The 14,620-nt window shown below is 70.7% G+C and carries 10 protein-coding genes; 4 read left to right on the plus strand and 6 right to left on the minus strand.

Going from position 1 to position 14,620, the window contains the following annotated elements; translation table 11 throughout:
- Nucleotides 1-537 precede the first annotated feature (537 nt).
- The 5 genes from ACTHJJ_RS07860 to ACTHJJ_RS07880 all read right to left on the minus strand — a co-directional run bounded on the left by ACTHJJ_RS07860 (nucleotide 538) and on the right by ACTHJJ_RS07880 (nucleotide 7,210).
- Nucleotides 538-2,646, minus strand: coding sequence for an ABC transporter ATP-binding protein (locus ACTHJJ_RS07860; protein ID WP_440302384.1), 2,109 nt, complete (start codon nucleotides 2,644-2,646; stop codon nucleotides 538-540).
- Nucleotides 2,646-4,379: an ABC transporter ATP-binding protein gene (locus tag ACTHJJ_RS07865; protein ID WP_440302385.1), complete on the minus strand. Its 1,734-nt coding sequence runs from the start codon at nucleotides 4,377-4,379 to the stop codon at nucleotides 2,646-2,648. Before ACTHJJ_RS07865 ends, ACTHJJ_RS07860 begins: the two co-directional genes overlap by 1 nt.
- A complete protein-coding gene (locus ACTHJJ_RS07870) occupies nucleotides 4,379-5,140 on the minus strand; it encodes a TetR/AcrR family transcriptional regulator (RefSeq protein ID WP_440302386.1) in 762 nt (253 codons plus the stop codon). The genes ACTHJJ_RS07865 and ACTHJJ_RS07870 overlap by 1 nt, the downstream gene beginning before the upstream one ends.
- 97 nt (nucleotides 5,141-5,237) lie before the next feature.
- Nucleotides 5,238-6,752 (minus strand): DUF7059 domain-containing protein, encoded by a 1,515-nt coding sequence (locus tag ACTHJJ_RS07875; protein ID WP_440302387.1) that lies wholly within the window; start codon nucleotides 6,750-6,752, stop codon nucleotides 5,238-5,240.
- Nucleotides 6,749-7,210: an STAS domain-containing protein gene (locus tag ACTHJJ_RS07880; RefSeq protein ID WP_440302388.1), complete on the minus strand. Its 462-nt coding sequence runs from the start codon at nucleotides 7,208-7,210 to the stop codon at nucleotides 6,749-6,751. Before ACTHJJ_RS07880 ends, ACTHJJ_RS07875 begins: the two co-directional genes overlap by 4 nt.
- A gap of 118 nt (nucleotides 7,211-7,328) precedes the next feature.
- On the opposite strand from ACTHJJ_RS07880, the gene ACTHJJ_RS07885 reads away from it, so the two are divergent.
- The 4 genes from ACTHJJ_RS07885 (at nucleotide 7,329) to ACTHJJ_RS07900 (ending at nucleotide 14,380) form a co-directional block, all read left to right on the plus strand.
- On the plus strand, nucleotides 7,329-9,671 hold the full coding sequence (locus tag ACTHJJ_RS07885; protein ID WP_440302389.1) for a DEAD/DEAH box helicase: 2,343 nt from the start codon (nucleotides 7,329-7,331) through the stop codon (nucleotides 9,669-9,671).
- 237 nt (nucleotides 9,672-9,908) lie between these two features.
- On the plus strand, nucleotides 9,909-12,932 hold the full coding sequence (locus tag ACTHJJ_RS07890) for a S8 family serine peptidase (protein ID WP_440302390.1): 3,024 nt from the start codon (nucleotides 9,909-9,911) through the stop codon (nucleotides 12,930-12,932).
- Between the two features lie 4 nt (nucleotides 12,933-12,936).
- On the plus strand, nucleotides 12,937-13,284 hold the full coding sequence (locus ACTHJJ_RS07895; RefSeq protein ID WP_440302391.1) for a DUF5818 domain-containing protein: 348 nt from the start codon (nucleotides 12,937-12,939) through the stop codon (nucleotides 13,282-13,284).
- Between the two features lie 76 nt (nucleotides 13,285-13,360).
- The gene (locus tag ACTHJJ_RS07900; RefSeq protein WP_440302392.1) at nucleotides 13,361-14,380 is read left to right on the plus strand and encodes a YeiH family protein; all 1,020 of its coding nucleotides are present in this window, start codon (nucleotides 13,361-13,363) and stop codon (nucleotides 14,378-14,380) included.
- 34 nt (nucleotides 14,381-14,414) lie between these two features.
- Here the strand turns inward: ACTHJJ_RS07900 and ACTHJJ_RS07905 are convergent.
- Nucleotides 14,415-14,620, minus strand: a 206-nt coding sequence (locus tag ACTHJJ_RS07905; protein ID WP_440302393.1) for a hypothetical protein, incomplete at its 5' end; no start/stop codon positions are given.

Genomic DNA, 14,620 nt, shown 5'->3' on the forward strand with positions numbered 1-14,620 from the left:
ACCCGAAGTGCACGTATGGCGCTTGGTGGCTGACCCCGAGCTGCTGTGCCACGCGACGGAGGCTGAGCCCCTCGGACCACTCAGCGTCCGGGTCACCGGCGAGGGAACTCCGACCGTCCTCTGGCACAGCCTCTTCGTGGACGACCGGTCCTGGGACCGGCTCGCCCCCCCTCCTGGCGGGGACCCGGCTGGTCATCACCGTGAGGGGGCCCGGACACGGCCAGGGCCACTGCGCCAGCGGCAACTCGGACCGCGGTTACAGCAACGAAGAGTGCGCCGCCGCGGCCGCCACGGTGCTGACCGAGCTCGGGGTCCGGGATCCGGTCGACTGGGTCGGCAACACCTGGGGGAGGCTGTTGGCGAGCCGACGGAACAGGTCGGCTGACCGGCCGCAGCCCGGCGCCCGGCGCCCGGTCTGGTTCCCTGCGCTGGCGTCGGTCGCCCTCTCCGACCCCGACACACCGACAAACGGCGAGGCTCGATGGTTGCCACCATCGGGCCTCGCCGCCTCTCCGTGAGTCGCTCAGCGCCGCGCGCTCAGCCCTCGTCCGGCCCCTCGGGTGCGACCCCGTCCGGTTCCGGTCGACCCGCCATCGCCGGGACTGCGCCGGCGCCCATGGCGGCACCGATGGCCGTCGGCGAGCCCGCCGGCTCGTCGAGGTCGGCCGCGGCACCCGCGAACTGAGCGGCGTACAACCGCGCGTAGGCGCCGTCCCGCTGGAGCAGCTCATGGTGCGTGCCCTGCTCGACGATGCGGCCCTGCTCCATCACGAGGATGAGGTCGGCGTCGCGGATCGTGGACAGGCGGTGCGCGATGACGAAGCTCGTCCGGTCGCTGCGCAGCGCGGCCATCGCCTGCTGGACGAGCAGCTCCGTGCGGGTGTCGACCGAGCTGGTCGCCTCGTCGAGGATGAGCAGCGCCGGATCGGACAGGAACGCCCGGGCGATCGTGAGCAGCTGCTTCTCGCCGGCCGAGATGTTCGAGCCCTCGTCGTCGAGCATCGTGTCGTAACCGTCCGGCAGCGAGTGGACGAAGCGGTCGACATATGTCGCCTTCGCGGCGGCGACGACCTCCTCGTCCGTTGCTCCGGGCCGGCCGTAGGCGATGTTGTCGCGGATCGTCCCGGCGAAGAGCCAGGTGTCCTGGAGCACCATGCCGATCCGCGAGCGCAGGCCGCGCCGGCTCAGGTCGCGGATGTCGACCCCGTCGAGCGTGATCCGGCCGCCGTTCAGCTCGTAGAACCGCATGATGAGGTTCACGAGGGTCGTCTTGCCGGCACCGGTCGGGCCGACGATCGCGACCGTCTGACCCGGGTTGACCGACAGGTCGAGGTCCTCGATGAGCGGCTTGTCGGTGCTGTACGAGAACTGGACGTCCTCGAACGCGACCGCACCGCGCGGGTCGTCCATGACGACCGGGGTGACCGACTCCGGCTCCTGCTCCTCGGCGTCGAGCACCTCGAAGACACGCTCCGCGGAGGCGACCCCGGACTGGAGGACGTTCGCCATCGACGCGACCTGGGTCACCGGCTGGGTGAACTGGCGCGAGTACTGGATGAACGCCTGCACGTCACCGAGGCTGATGCTGCCGCTCGCGACCTTGAGCCCGCCGACGACGGCGACCACGACGTAGTTGAGGTTCCCGACGAACATCATCGTCGGCATGATCAGACCGCTGATGAACTGCGCCCCGAAGCTCGCCTTGAACAGCTCCTCGTTCTTCGCATCGAAGGCCGCCTGCGACTCCCTCTGCCGGCCGTAGACCTTGACGAGGCCGTGGCCGGTGAAGGTCTCCTCGACGAGGCCGTTCAGCTCGCCGGTGTTGCGCCACTGCTGGACGAACAGCTTCTGGCTCCGCTTCGCGATCATCGCCGTGACGATCACCGAGATGGGGATCGTGACGAGCGCGATGAGCGCGAGGAGCCACGAGATCCAGAACATCATGGCGAGCACGGCGAAGACCGTCAGCAGCGAGTTGAGCAGCTGGGTCAGTGACTGCTGGAGCGACATCGAGATGTTGTCGATGTCGTTGGTGACGCGGGAGAGGAGCTCGCCGCGCGGCTGCTTGTCGAAGTAGGGCAGTGGCAGCCGGTTGATCTTCGCCTCGACGTCCTGGCGCAGCCGGTACATGGTCCGCGCGAGGATGCCCTGGAGCAGCCAGCCCGAGAACCACATGATCAGGGACGCGACGACGTAGAGCGAGATCACCAGGATCAGGACGTGACCGACGGCGGTGAAGTCGATCCCGCGGCCGGGCACGACGTCCATGCCGTTCAACATGTCGGCCTGCGTCGACTGCCCGCTCGCCCGGAGCGCCTGGACGACCTGCTCCTTGCTGGTGCCGGGCGGCACCTTCTGGCCGAGCATCTGCCCGAAGAAGCCGGCGAAGATGAGGTCGGTGGCCCGGGCCAGGATCTTCGGCCCGATCGCGGAGAGCACGACACTGACGACCGTCAACGCGACGACGATCAGGACGGCCGCGCGGTGCGGGCGAAGCAGCCCGATGAGCCGCTTGGCCGACGGGCCGAAGTTCATCGCCTTCTCGGCCGGCTGGCCCATGGCCATGTGCGGCGGGCCGCCGCGACGCGCCGGTCCGCGCCGGGCCTCGGCCGCCTTCTCCTCTGCGGTCTTGACACCCTCGGCCATCAGGCTGCCTCCTCCGCGCCTTGCTGGGACTCGACGATCTCTTGGTAGGTCTCGCACGTGGCGAGGAGCTCCATATGGGTGCCCTGGCCGACGATGCGGCCGTCGTCGAGGACGATGATGTGCTCAGCGTCCACGATGGTGGAGACGCGCTGGGCGACGATGATGACGGTTGCGTTCGCCGTGCGGGGCCGGAGCGCCGAGCGCAGCCTCGCGTCGGTGGCGAGGTCGAGGGCGGAGAACGAGTCGTCGAAGAGGTAGACCTCGGGCCGCTTCACGATCGCCCGAGCGATGGCGAGCCGTTGCCGCTGGCCGCCCGAGACGTTCGTGCCGCCCTGGGCGATCTGCGCCTCGAGGCCGCCCTCCATCTGGCTGACGAAGTCCTCGGCCTGGGCGATCCGGAGCGCCTCCCACAGCTCCTCGTCACTGGCGTCGGGGTTGCCGTAGCGCAGGTTCGAGGCGACCGTGCCGGTGAAGAGGTACGGCTTCTGGGGGATGAGCCCGATGTGCGACCAGACATCCTCGAGCGAGGCGTCGCGCACGTCGACGCCGTTGATCCGCACCGCACCCGCGGAGGCGTCGAACAGGCGCGGGATCAGCCCGAGCAGGGTCGTCTTGCCCGACCCGGTCGAGCCGATGATCGCCGTCGTCCGGCCGGGCAGGGCGGCGAACGAGATCTCGTGCAGGACGGACAGCTCCGCGCCCGGGTAGTGGAAGTCGACGCCGTCGAACTCGACCGTGGCCGGCCCCTCCGGGATGTCGACCGGCTCGGCGGCCTCGGTGACCGTCGAGCGGGTGCCGAGCACCTCGTGGATGCGGCCTGCGGAGACCGATGCCCTCGGGATCATCGTGGACATGAAGGTCGCCATCATGACGGACATGAGGATCTGGATGAGGTAGGACAGGAACGCGATGAGCTGGCCGATCTCCATGTCACCGCTGGCGATCCGGTGCCCGCCGAACCACATGACGGCGACGCTCGAGGCGTTGAAGATGAACATGACGATCGGGAAGATCAGCGCCATGAGGCGCCCGACGTGCAGGGCGGCGGATGTCAGGTCGCCGTTCGCCCCGGCGAAACGGTTCTCCTCGTGGTCCTCGCGGACGAAGGCGCGCACGACGCGGATACCGGTGATCTGCTCGCGCATGATCCGGTTGACCCCGTCGAGGGAGGTCTGCATCCGCTGGAACTGCGGCACCATGCGGGAGATGATCAGGCCGACGACCACGCCGAGCAGCGGCACCGCGACAGCGACGAGCCACGAGAGGCCGACGTCCTCGCGCAGGGCCATGAAGACACCGCCGACCATCATGATGGGCGCCGAGACGAGCATCGCGAACGCCATGAACAGGACCATCTGGACCTGGGTGACGTCGTTGGTGTTGCGGGAGATGAGGGTCGGCGGGCCGAACTTCGAGACCTCCTGCGCGGAGAACTCCCCGACGGTGTGGAAGACCGACGACCGGACGTCCCGGCCGAAGCCCATCGCGGTGCGGGCCGCGAGGAACGTGGCGCCGGCGGAGCCGAGGATCTGCACGCAGCTGACGGCGAGCATGAGCCCGCCGTGGCTGAGGATGAAGCCGGTGTCCCCCTGGGTGACGCCCTTGTCGATGATCTCGCCGTTGAGGCTGGGCAGGTAGAGGGACGCCATCGTGGCCACGAGCTGGAGGATCACGATGAGCGTGATCTCGCCCTTGTAGGGGCGCAGGTGACCGCGCAGGAGACGCAGCAGCATCAGCGAGCCTTTCGGAGTGGAGTGGACGTCGTCTCTTCGGCGACGCTAGGGGCTGCCCCTACGTGAGGGTCAACCGGATTTCGGCCGGTGCGGGGAGAGGACCCAGCCTGCCGGGCACCACCGACAGCGGTCCGGGCAAGGACACCGTCGAGCACCGTCGAGACGATCTCCTCGGCGGACAGCAGGCGGCCGTCCGCGATCCCCGGGTGGCTCCCGGAGAACGTGAGCAGCCGCAGCCGGTGGATGACGTCATGCGGCTCGATGGTCAGCTCGTCACGCATCTCCTCGATGAGGTCGTGGATCGAGTCGAGCAGGGGCTGGTGGATCGGTCGGACCGTGCACGAGCCGGAGGCCCCCGTCTGGTGCCGGCCCGCGACGAAGCACTCGTCGTGCCCGTTCCGCTGCGGCGGCTGGGTCAGCCCGAGGGCGGCCATGAGCCCGAACACGTCCGTGAACCGCTGCTGCATGATCCGGGTGAACTCGACGAGCCGCTCCCGGGGAGTCAGCTCGAGCGAGATCGCCGCGATCTGGCGGCGCACCGGCCCGGGACAGAAGGCCGCCTCCACCGCCTCGGTCTCCAGCTCGTCCTTCGTCCCGAAGGCCCGATAGATCGTGCCCTCCGCGACCCCCGCCTCGCGGGCGATCTCACTCGTCGTCGGCCGCCGCGCGTGACGTCGGGCGAGCCGGACGTAGACGTCGACGAGGGCCTCTCGGCGCTCGTCGGGCGGCATCGGCGCCGCCCGTCCCTGCTTCACTGTCACGCCCTCCAGCATGAATGAGTGAGCACTCACTCACAACCGTGCACGTCACAGGCCCTTTCGCCCGCTGCGAGTGAGCCCTCACTCACTCGCTTTCGGGTCAGACGAGCAGGCCGTCGGCGACCAGGTCACGGAGCTGCGGGAGCACCTCGGCCCGAGCGTCCGCCGCCGGGACGTCGAGGACGGACGCGAGCGCTTCCAGCGCCACCCCGGCCGGCAGCGAGCCGTCCGCGACGCCGAGGTAGCCGGCCAGCAGCGTCCCGGCGCGCACCACGCGCCCGAGCCCGCCGCCCTGCCGGACCAGGATGACTGAGGGGTCCTCGTCGCCCGGGCGGCCGTGCCGCTCTTCGGTCACGTCCTGCGCGCACGCCCACGGCACCGAGAGCAGCTCGTCGTCGGAGTGCTCCGCCAGCCACGTGCGGGCACGCAGGCCGGCGTCGATCGTCGCACCCATCGGCGTGGCCACCGGCCGCATCACCTCGTCCAGCGACACCCACGGCTCACGCTCGACGGCGGGTCGTTGCAGCGTCACCACGCCGAAGCCCACCGACTCGACACCGCGCGAGGCGAAGTCACGCAGCCAGGCGGCATACATCCGGTCGTGGGCGGGCGTTCCCGGGATGGTCCCGCCGTCGCGGGCCCACAGCTCTGCGTACTCCCCAGGGTCCTGGACCTCCCGCTGCACGACCCACGCGTCGAGGCCGGCCCCGTCCAACCAGCCCGTCCATACGTCGCGCCACGTCTGCCCGACGGGCACCTCCCAGTTGCCGAGGAACTGCGCGACCCCACCGGGCTCGAGCACCGAGCCCACGGTCCGTACGAGGGTCCGCACGAGGCTGTCCCCGGCCCGTCCGGCATCGCGGTACTCGTAGAGCGGCACGTCGCCGTCGCGCGGGGTGATGACGAACGGCGGGTTGCTGACGACGAGGTCGAAGCGCTCGCCTTCGACAGGGTCGAGCAGGTCGCCCTGCCGCAGGTCCAGCGCCAGGCCGTCCAGCTCGGCGTTGAACGAAGCGAACGCGAGCGCCCGCTCGGAGACGTCCGTCGCAACGATCGACTCGCAGTGGCCGGCCAGGTGCAGCGCCTGCACCCCGCAGCCGGTACCGAGGTCGAGGGCACGCCGGACGGGGCGACGGATCGTCCACGACGCCAGGGTCGTCGACGCGCCACCGATGCCGAGCACGTGGTCCGGGGGCAGGGGCTCGCGCGTCGCGGCCCCGCCGAGGTCCGAGGCGACCCACCAGTCATGCGCGTCGTCGGCGTAGGGCCGCAGGTCGCAGCATGCCTCGACGATCTCCTCCTGCTCGCGTCCGGCGTGCAGCACCCGGACGAGGCCGAGCTCGACGGCGCCTGCGACGCCGAGGGTCGGCAGCGCGCGGGCGAGTGCCGACGCGGCCACCGGGCGCCCGAGCGTGAACAGCCGAAGGAGTATGCCGCTGACGTCGGTCGCGTCGTCGGTGACGACGAGCGCGGGGAGCAGCTGCTCCCGGTGCAGGGCGGCGGAGGCGAGGGGGCCGAGCCGCTCGGCGACACGGTCGACGGTGAGTCCGGCTGTCTGCAGGTCAGCGCGAAGGCGCCGGATGAGCGTCGCTTGGGTGACGGGAGGAGGGCTCACGCGCCGCTGTCGCCCGAGCGGCCCGGACCTGCGGCCGCCTGCGCCCGCCCGGCGCCGGCCTGTCCGGCGCCGCCACGTCCCTCCTCGGTCCCCGTCGTGCCGGTCCCGGCCACGTCGGCCTCGGCCGCCGCGAGCGCCTCGTCCAGGGTGGGGTGGATCTCGAAGACCTTGTCGAGGCCGGTGATCGCGAAGACCTTGAGGACCCGCTCGTCGGTGCCGACGAGCCGGAGCGACCCGCCGAGGCTGCGGGTCAGCTTGAGGCGTCCGACGAGGACGCCGAGACCCGTCGAGTCGAGGAAGCGCACGCCGGTCAGGTCGACGATGAGGTTGGTCCGGCCCTCGTGGACCGCCTCGTCGAGCCGCTCCCGCACGAAGGGCGCGGTGTAGACGTCGATCTCGCCGCCGAGGCTCACGACCGTGCGGTCGCCCTGGTCGGCGCGGTTGATCGAGAGGTCCACCGTCTGTCCTTCCCTGTCGTCGCGGCTCTGGCGGTCTGGGGCCCCAGAGCACGGAGCGGGCGCCCCCTTGGCACCCACCCGTCCGCAACCGTACCCCGCCGACATACCGTTGCTCCAGATGAACGCACAGGTCCGACACCCCGGGAGCACCGCGCTGCGCAGGCGGGTCGATCCGTCCGCGCTGCTCACCCTGCTCGCGGGCGACGAACCAGGGCGGTTGCTCCACGTCCACGAGGTCCCGGCCCGGCAGGCCCGACACGCCGACTGGCCGGAGTGGACCGACCCTGCGCTGCTCGCCGCGCTCCTCGGACAGGGCATCGAGCGGCCCTGGTCGCACCAGGTCGCGGTCGCCGAGGCGGCGCACGCGGGCGGGCACGTCGTGGTCTCGACCGGCACCGCCTCGGGGAAGTCGCTCGGCTACCACCTGCCGCTCCTCAGCGACCTGATCGCCGGCACCGCCGCACCGAACGGCCGCGGCGCGACCGCCCTCTACCTCTCCCCGACCAAGGCCCTCGCCGCCGACCAGCTCGCCCGGATCGATGCGCTCGCCCTGCCCGGAGTCCGCGCCGCGACCTACGACGGTGACACGCCCACCGACGAGCGCCGCTGGATCCGCGACCACGCCAACCTGGTGCTGACCAACCCCGACCTCGTCCACCACGGCCTCCTGCCCGGCCACGAGCGGTGGGCGTCCTTCCTCCGGGCGCTGCGCTACGTCGTCATCGACGAGTGCCACGTCTACCGCGGCGTGTTCGGCGCCCACCTCGCCGCCGTCCTCCGCCGGTTGCGCCGGGTGGCCGCGCGCTACCGCGCGGAGCCGACCTTCGTCTTCGCGTCCGCCACCGTGGCCGACCCCGAGGAGCACGCCTCCCGGCTCCTCGGTATGCCGCTCACCGCGGTCACCGAGGACGGCTCCCCGCGCGGGGCGATGACGTTCGCGCTCTGGGAGCCGCCGATCGTCCAGGGGGAGGACGGCGAGCCCAAGAGGATCAGCACGCTGACCGAGACCGGCTCGCTCCTCGCCCGGTGCGCGGAGGCTGACGTCCAGACCGTCGCCTTCGCGCGGTCCCGGGCCGGGGTCGAGGTCGTCGCACGAATCGCCCGAGAGCGAGCGAGCGGTTCGCTGGAAGCCCGGATCGCGGCATACCGGGGCGGTTATCTCCCCGAGGAGCGTCGCGAGCTCGAGAGCTCGCTGCGCACGAGGGAGCTTGTCGGGCTGGCGGCGACGAACGCGCTCGAGCTCGGCGTCGACGTGAGCGGTCTCGACGCGGTGCTGCTCGCCGGGTGGCCGGGGACGCTCGCCTCACTGTGGCAGCAGGCCGGGCGAGCCGGGCGGACCGGCGAGCGCAGCCTCGCGCTGTTCGTCGCCGACGACGACCCGCTCGACACGTTCGTCGTCCACCACCCCGAGGCGATCTTCGGCAGGGGCGTGGAGGCGACCGTGGTCGACCCGGACAACCCGCACGTGCTCGGGCCACACCTCGCCGCGGCGGCGGCCGAGCTGCCGCTGACCGTCGAGGACGAGGCCTACTTCGGGCCGGGGATGCGGCCGCTGCTCGACCGCCTCGTCGCCGGCGGCGTGCTGAAGCGGCGGCCACGCGGCTGGTTCTGGGCCCGGCACGACCGGCCGACCGACCACCTGTCGCTCCGCGGCGCCGGCGAGCCGGTCCGGATCATCGAGAGTCGCACCGGCCGGGTCGTCGGGACCGTCGACGAGGCCTCGTCGCACGCGCAGGTCCACACCGGCGCCGTCCACCTCCACCAAGGGCAGACGTGGGTCATCACGGAGCTCGACCTCGCGGACTCCGCGGCCTTCGCGGTGCGCGGTGACCCGGGGTGGACCACCCACGCGCGGTCCGTCAGCGACTTCGAGATCGTCGGGGAGCTGGAGCATCGGGACTGGGGGCCGCTGCGGTGCTCCTTCGGGCGGGTGCGGGTCCGCACGCAGGTCACGTCGTTCCTGCGCCGGCTGCCGAGCGGTGAGGTGCTCGGCGAGCACCCCTTGGACCTACCCGCGAGGACGCTCGACACCAAGGGGATCTGGTGGACCCTGCCGGTGGACGAGCTCGAGTCGGTCGGCATCGACGAGGTGTCGATCCCCGGAGCTGCGCATGCGGCCGAGCACGCCTCGATCGGGATGCTGCCGCTCTTTGCCACGGCCGACCGGTGGGACATCGGCGGGGTCTCGACGGACCTGCACCCGGACACCGGCCTGCCGACGATCCTCGTGTATGACGGGCACCCGGGCGGGGCCGGGTTCGCCGAGCGCGGCTACCGCCGGGCTCTGGAGTGGCTGGGCGCGACGAGGGACGCGATCGCGTCGTGCGAGTGCGAGGCGGGCTGCCCTTCGTGCATCCAGTCCCCCAAGTGTGGCAACGGCAACGAGCCGCTCGACAAGGCGCGGGCCGTCGCGCTGCTCGACCTGACGCTGCGCCACGCCCTCGCCCACGCCGGCGCCTGACCGATCGAGAGTGCACTTCCTCGAGCCGATCGCGGACTCCCCTTGGCCTTTTACACGTCGAATGAGCACTTCGTCCCACGCGCCACACCAAACCTTTTCCTACTCGAGGTAAAGACTTGTTAAAGCCGTCTGTTCAGGGGGTCTGACCGGGGTTACGGTTCCCCGGCAGGTGTGGGGCGGCGGGAGTCTCTTCACGCCTGTGCTCGGGGGAGCGCAGATCCACGTGACAGGAGACTCATGAACCGCAGGATGCTCGGCGCGCTGACCGCGTTGCCGCTCGCAGCTACTGCGTTCGGGACCGCGTCGGCACACGCAGCCGGCCCGAAGCTCGAATCGCAGTACACGGACGGCGTATATGTCGTCCAGATGGCCGACCTCCCCGTCGTCGCCTACGACGGGCGGGTCCAGGGCTTCGCAGCCACCAAGCCCGGCAAGGGCAAGAAGATCGACCCTGCCTCGCAGGACGTGTCCCGCTACGTGGACCACCTCAAGGGCAAGCACCTTGGCGCCCTGAAGAAGGTCGGCGCCTCGAACGACCTCTACGACTACGCCTACACCTACAACGGCTTCGCGGCGAACCTCAAGGGTGACCAGGCGGCGGCCCTCGCGAAGCAGCCGGGTGTCCTCGCGGTCTCGAAGCAGCAGACCTACACCGTCGACACGTCGACGACCCCGGGCTTCCTCGGGCTCGACAAGCCGGGCGGGATCTGGGACCAGCTCGGCGGCACGAAGGGCGCCGGCGAGGACGTGGTCATCGGCATCATCGACTCGGGCATCTGGCCCGAGTCGCTCTCGTTCTCGGACCGGGTGGACGCGTCGGGCAAGCCGAGCAACACCCCGGGCGCCAAGCTCGCCTACCAGCAGATCCCGGGCTGGAACGCCAAGTGCCAGGTCGGTGAGCGCTGGACCGGCAAGAACCGCAACCAGAAGCTCATCGCGGCCCGCTACTTCAACGCGGGCCAGGGCGGCAACGCCGCCATCGACCGTGACAAGCCGTGGGAGTTCAACTCCGCCCGCGACTACAACGGCCACGGCACGCACACCGCCAGCACCTCGGGCGGCAACTACGCGACGCCGGTGAGCGGCCAGACCTCGGTCCTCGCACCGAACGGCATCAGCGGTATGGCGCCCCGCGCCCGGATCGCCGCCTACAAGGCGCTCTGGTCGACCGAGGACGGCAGCACGGCCGGCGGCACGACGAGTGACCTCGTCGCAGCCATCGACGCAGCGGTCGCGGACGGCGTCGACGTCATCAACTACTCGATCAGCGGCTCCCAGACGAACTTCGCCGACCCGGCGGAGATCGCCTTCCTCTTCGCAGCCGACGCCGGCGTCTTCGTCGCGGCCTCGGCCGGTAACAGCGGGCCGACGGCTTCTACCGTCGCGCACCCGTCGCCGTGGATCACGACGGTCGCGGCGGGCACCCACAACCGCGCTACGACCTCGACGGTGCACCTCGGCAGCGGCAAGACATACACCGGCCCGTCCCTCGCTGACCACCAGGTCAGCGGTCCGTTCGTCTACGCCGGCGACGTCGCGGCTGCAGGGGTCGACCCGAAGAAGGCGCAGTTCTGCTACTCGAGCGACGACGGCGGTCTGGCCCTCGACCCGGCCAAGGTCAAGGACAAGATCGTCCTCTGTGACCGCGGCGACAACGCCCGCGTGAACAAGAGCCTCGCGGTCAAGGAGGCCGGCGGCCTCGGCATGGTGCTCGTCAACATTCCGGGCGGCTCGGACGGTCTCAACGCCGACTTCCACGCGGTGCCCTCGGTCCACCTGCCCATCGCGGCCAGCGCCGACCTGCACGCCTACGCCAAGACGACGGGCGCGACGGCGACGATCGACAAGTTCGCCCTCTCGACGGATGCGCCCGCACCGTTCACGGCGGACTTCTCCTCGCGCGGACCGCTCCGCGCCGGTGGCGGCGACATCCTCAAGCCGGACATCATCGCGCCCGGTCAGGACGTCCTCGCGGCGGTCTCCCCGGCCTCGAACAACGGTGACGGGTTCAACCTCTACAGCGGCACCTCGATGTCGAGCCCGCACATCGCCGGCATCGCGGCCCTCTTCAAGGACCGTCACCCGGACTGGTCGCCGATGGCGATCAAGAGTGCGCTCATGACGACGGCCTATGACGTGAAGGACAGCGGCTCGCTGGCCTCGAAGCTGTTCAGCCAGGGCGCCGGTCACGTGGACCCGAACAAGGCCGTCAACCCCGGCCTGGTCTACGACAGCAACTGGAACGACTGGCTTGCCTTCCTCTGCGGCTCCACCAAGGCGGTCGGCCAGGCCTCCTGTGACGCCCTGACCAAGGCCGGTTACAGCACCGACGCGAGCGACATGAACGTCCCGTCGATCGCGATCGGCGACCTCGCCGGCTCGCAGACCGTGAAGCGCACGGTGACGAACGTCAGCGGCAAGACCGCGACGTTCACGGCGCAAACGGAACTGCCCGGTTACACCGTCACGGTGTCGCCCGCCTCGATCACCCTCAAGGCCGGCGAGTCGAAGAGCTTCGACGTCACGATCACCCGGACCACGGCTGCGCTCCAGACGTACACGGGTGGCTGGCTCACCTGGACGAGCGGTGACACGACCGTTCGCTCGCCCATGGTCGTGCGCGCCGTCGCCCTGGCGGCACCGGCTGACGTCACCGCGAAGGCGAACGGCTCGAGCAGCTTCGACGTCACGTTCGGTTACTCGGGCAGCTTCACCGCCACGGCGCGCGGGCTCATCAAGTCGACCGAGACGGCCGGCCAGGTTGCCGATGACCCGACGGACGACTTCAACAGCGCCCCCGACGAGTCGGTCGCCGTCATCCCGTTCACGGTCAAGCCGGGCACGACCTATGCCCGCTGGTCGCTCTTCGGTGCCGGTAACCCCGGTGACGACCTCGACCTCTACCTGGGTCGTGTGGTCAACGGCGGTGTCTCCCTCGTGGCGTCGAGCGGCAACAGCGGCTCGAACGAGGAGATCAATCTCGTCAACCCGCCCGCTGGCCAGTACTACATGTTCGTCCACGGGTGGGGGGTCGTGAGCGGGTCGACGCCGACGCCGTTCACGCTCCACAGCTGGCTGCTCGACGGCTCCAACGCCGGCAACATGGCGGTCACGGCTCCGACGACGGCGACGACGGGCCAGAAGGGCACGATCAAGCTCGACGTCTCGTCGCTCGAGCCTGGCAAGTGGCTCGGCTCGGTCGCCTACGGCGGCTCGACCGGCCTGCCCGCCCCCACCGTCGTGAGGGTGGACGTACCGTAGCTGGATGACGCCACGCAACAAGGATCAGGGAGGTCCCCGGCCCGGCCGGGACCTCCCTGATCTGCGTTCGGAGTTCGAGCGCCTCCGCCACCTCGCCGCCCGCAGTGGGACTGCGCCGGCCCCGGAGAGCGAGGTGAGCGGCATACTGCGGCGCCTCGAGATCGAGGGCGGCGCCCTCGTCCTGGACGGCGACGACGGCACGACGTACGAGCTGCTCATGCCTCCCGGGTGGGCCGTCGAGCCCGACCCTGACGCGCGCGTGACGGTCCGGGGTCGCCTGGAGCCGGACATTGCGACCACGACGATGGTCGGCACGGTGCTGCGGGTGTCCGGCATCGCAAGGCCCCACTAGCCCATATCGCTTCGATATGGGTCCATGCCGGATCGGCGTCTAGCGCGCCGCGCCTGGCGACGAAAAGGTGGTCGACGTGTCCACCACCGTCGAAGCCACCCGGAGCACTCTCACCCGGCTGACCCCGGGCATCCTCGTCGCGTCCGCCGGTACCGTGGCCGCCCTCCTCGCGACCCGGCTGACCGGGCTGAGCTCGATGCTCGTGGCGATCGTCCTCGGGGCGATCGTCGCCAATGTCGGCGCGCTGCCTGAGGCCGCCGCACCGGGAATCGCCTTGGTGGGCAAGCGGATCCTCCGCATCGGCGTCGCTCTCCTCGGCCTCCAGCTCGTCGTCGGGGACATTCTCGGGCTCGGCGCGGGGATGGTGGCCGTCATCGTCTGCGTCGTCGTGGTCGGCATCGGCGCGACCATGATCATGGGCCGGTGGCTGGGGATCGGCCTGACCCAGCGGCTGCTCATCGCGTGCGGGTTCTCGATCTGCGGGGCTGCCGCCGTCGCGGCCGCCGACGGGGTCATCGACGCGGACGAGTCCGAGGCGGCGAGCGCGGTCGGGCTCGTGGTCCTGTTCGGCACGTTGATGATCCCGCTGGTCCCCCTTGCCGGGCACCTGTTCGGAATGGAGGACCACGAGATCGGGCTCTGGGCGGGCGGGTCGATCCACGAGGTCGCCCAGGTCGTCGCGGCCGGCGGCGCAGTCGGCGGGGCGGCCCTCACCGTCGCGGTCCTCGTCAAGCTCGGGCGCATCATGCTGCTCGCACCGGTCCTCGCGGTGATTTCGCTGTGGATGAGGCGGCGTACCGACATCACGATGGCTAGCGCGCGGTCGTCGCGGCCACCGATCGTGCCGCTCTTCGTCGTGTCCTTCCTTGCGCTCGCCGTGGTGCGGTCGGCCGGCGTCGTGCCGACGGGCGTCGTCGACGGCGTCCACACCGTCCAGACGGTGGCGCTGACGATGGCGATGTTCGCGCTCGGCTGCGGGGTGCGGGTGGCGGCCCTGCGCCGCGGAGGCGTCCGACCCCTGGTCCTGGCCGCGCTGTCGACCATCGTCGTGGCCGCGACCGCCCTGGCCGGCGTCACCCTCCTCGCTCCGGCCTGAGGCTGTGGCGCCAGTCCTCACGAGGGACGGTGAGTCAGCAGCGTTCGAGCACTTCATCCATATAGACGTCCTGACCCGACCCGTCGATCCTGAGATCGGCGTGCTCGTCGTCCCACGTGAGGCGATAGCTGCCGCTCTTCACGGGGAGGACGTCCAAGCTCCAGTCGTAGTGCGCGACCTCGCGGCTGAGCCAGGTGCCGGCCGGCAACAGATACACCGTCCCACCACCGAAGGCGAGCA

It is taken from the genome of Intrasporangium sp. (genome assembly GCF_051961875.1).
Taxonomy (GTDB): domain Bacteria; phylum Actinomycetota; class Actinomycetes; order Actinomycetales; family Dermatophilaceae; genus Intrasporangium_A.

Excerpts from the sequence above, each read along its gene's own strand:
- ACTHJJ_RS07895 (WP_440302391.1), top strand. The coding sequence starts at position 12,937 with ATGACGCCACGCAACAAGGATCAGGGAGGTCCCCGGCCCGGCCGGGAC.
- ACTHJJ_RS07885 (WP_440302389.1), top strand. The coding sequence starts at position 7,329 with ATGAACGCACAGGTCCGACACCCCGGGAGCACCGCGCTGCGCAGGCGG.
- ACTHJJ_RS07865 (WP_440302385.1), bottom strand. The coding sequence starts at position 4,379 with ATGCTGCTGCGTCTCCTGCGCGGTCACCTGCGCCCCTACAAGGGCGAG.
- ACTHJJ_RS07890 (WP_440302390.1), top strand. The coding sequence starts at position 9,909 with ATGAACCGCAGGATGCTCGGCGCGCTGACCGCGTTGCCGCTCGCAGCT.
- ACTHJJ_RS07860 (WP_440302384.1), bottom strand. The coding sequence starts at position 2,646 with ATGGCCGAGGGTGTCAAGACCGCAGAGGAGAAGGCGGCCGAGGCCCGG.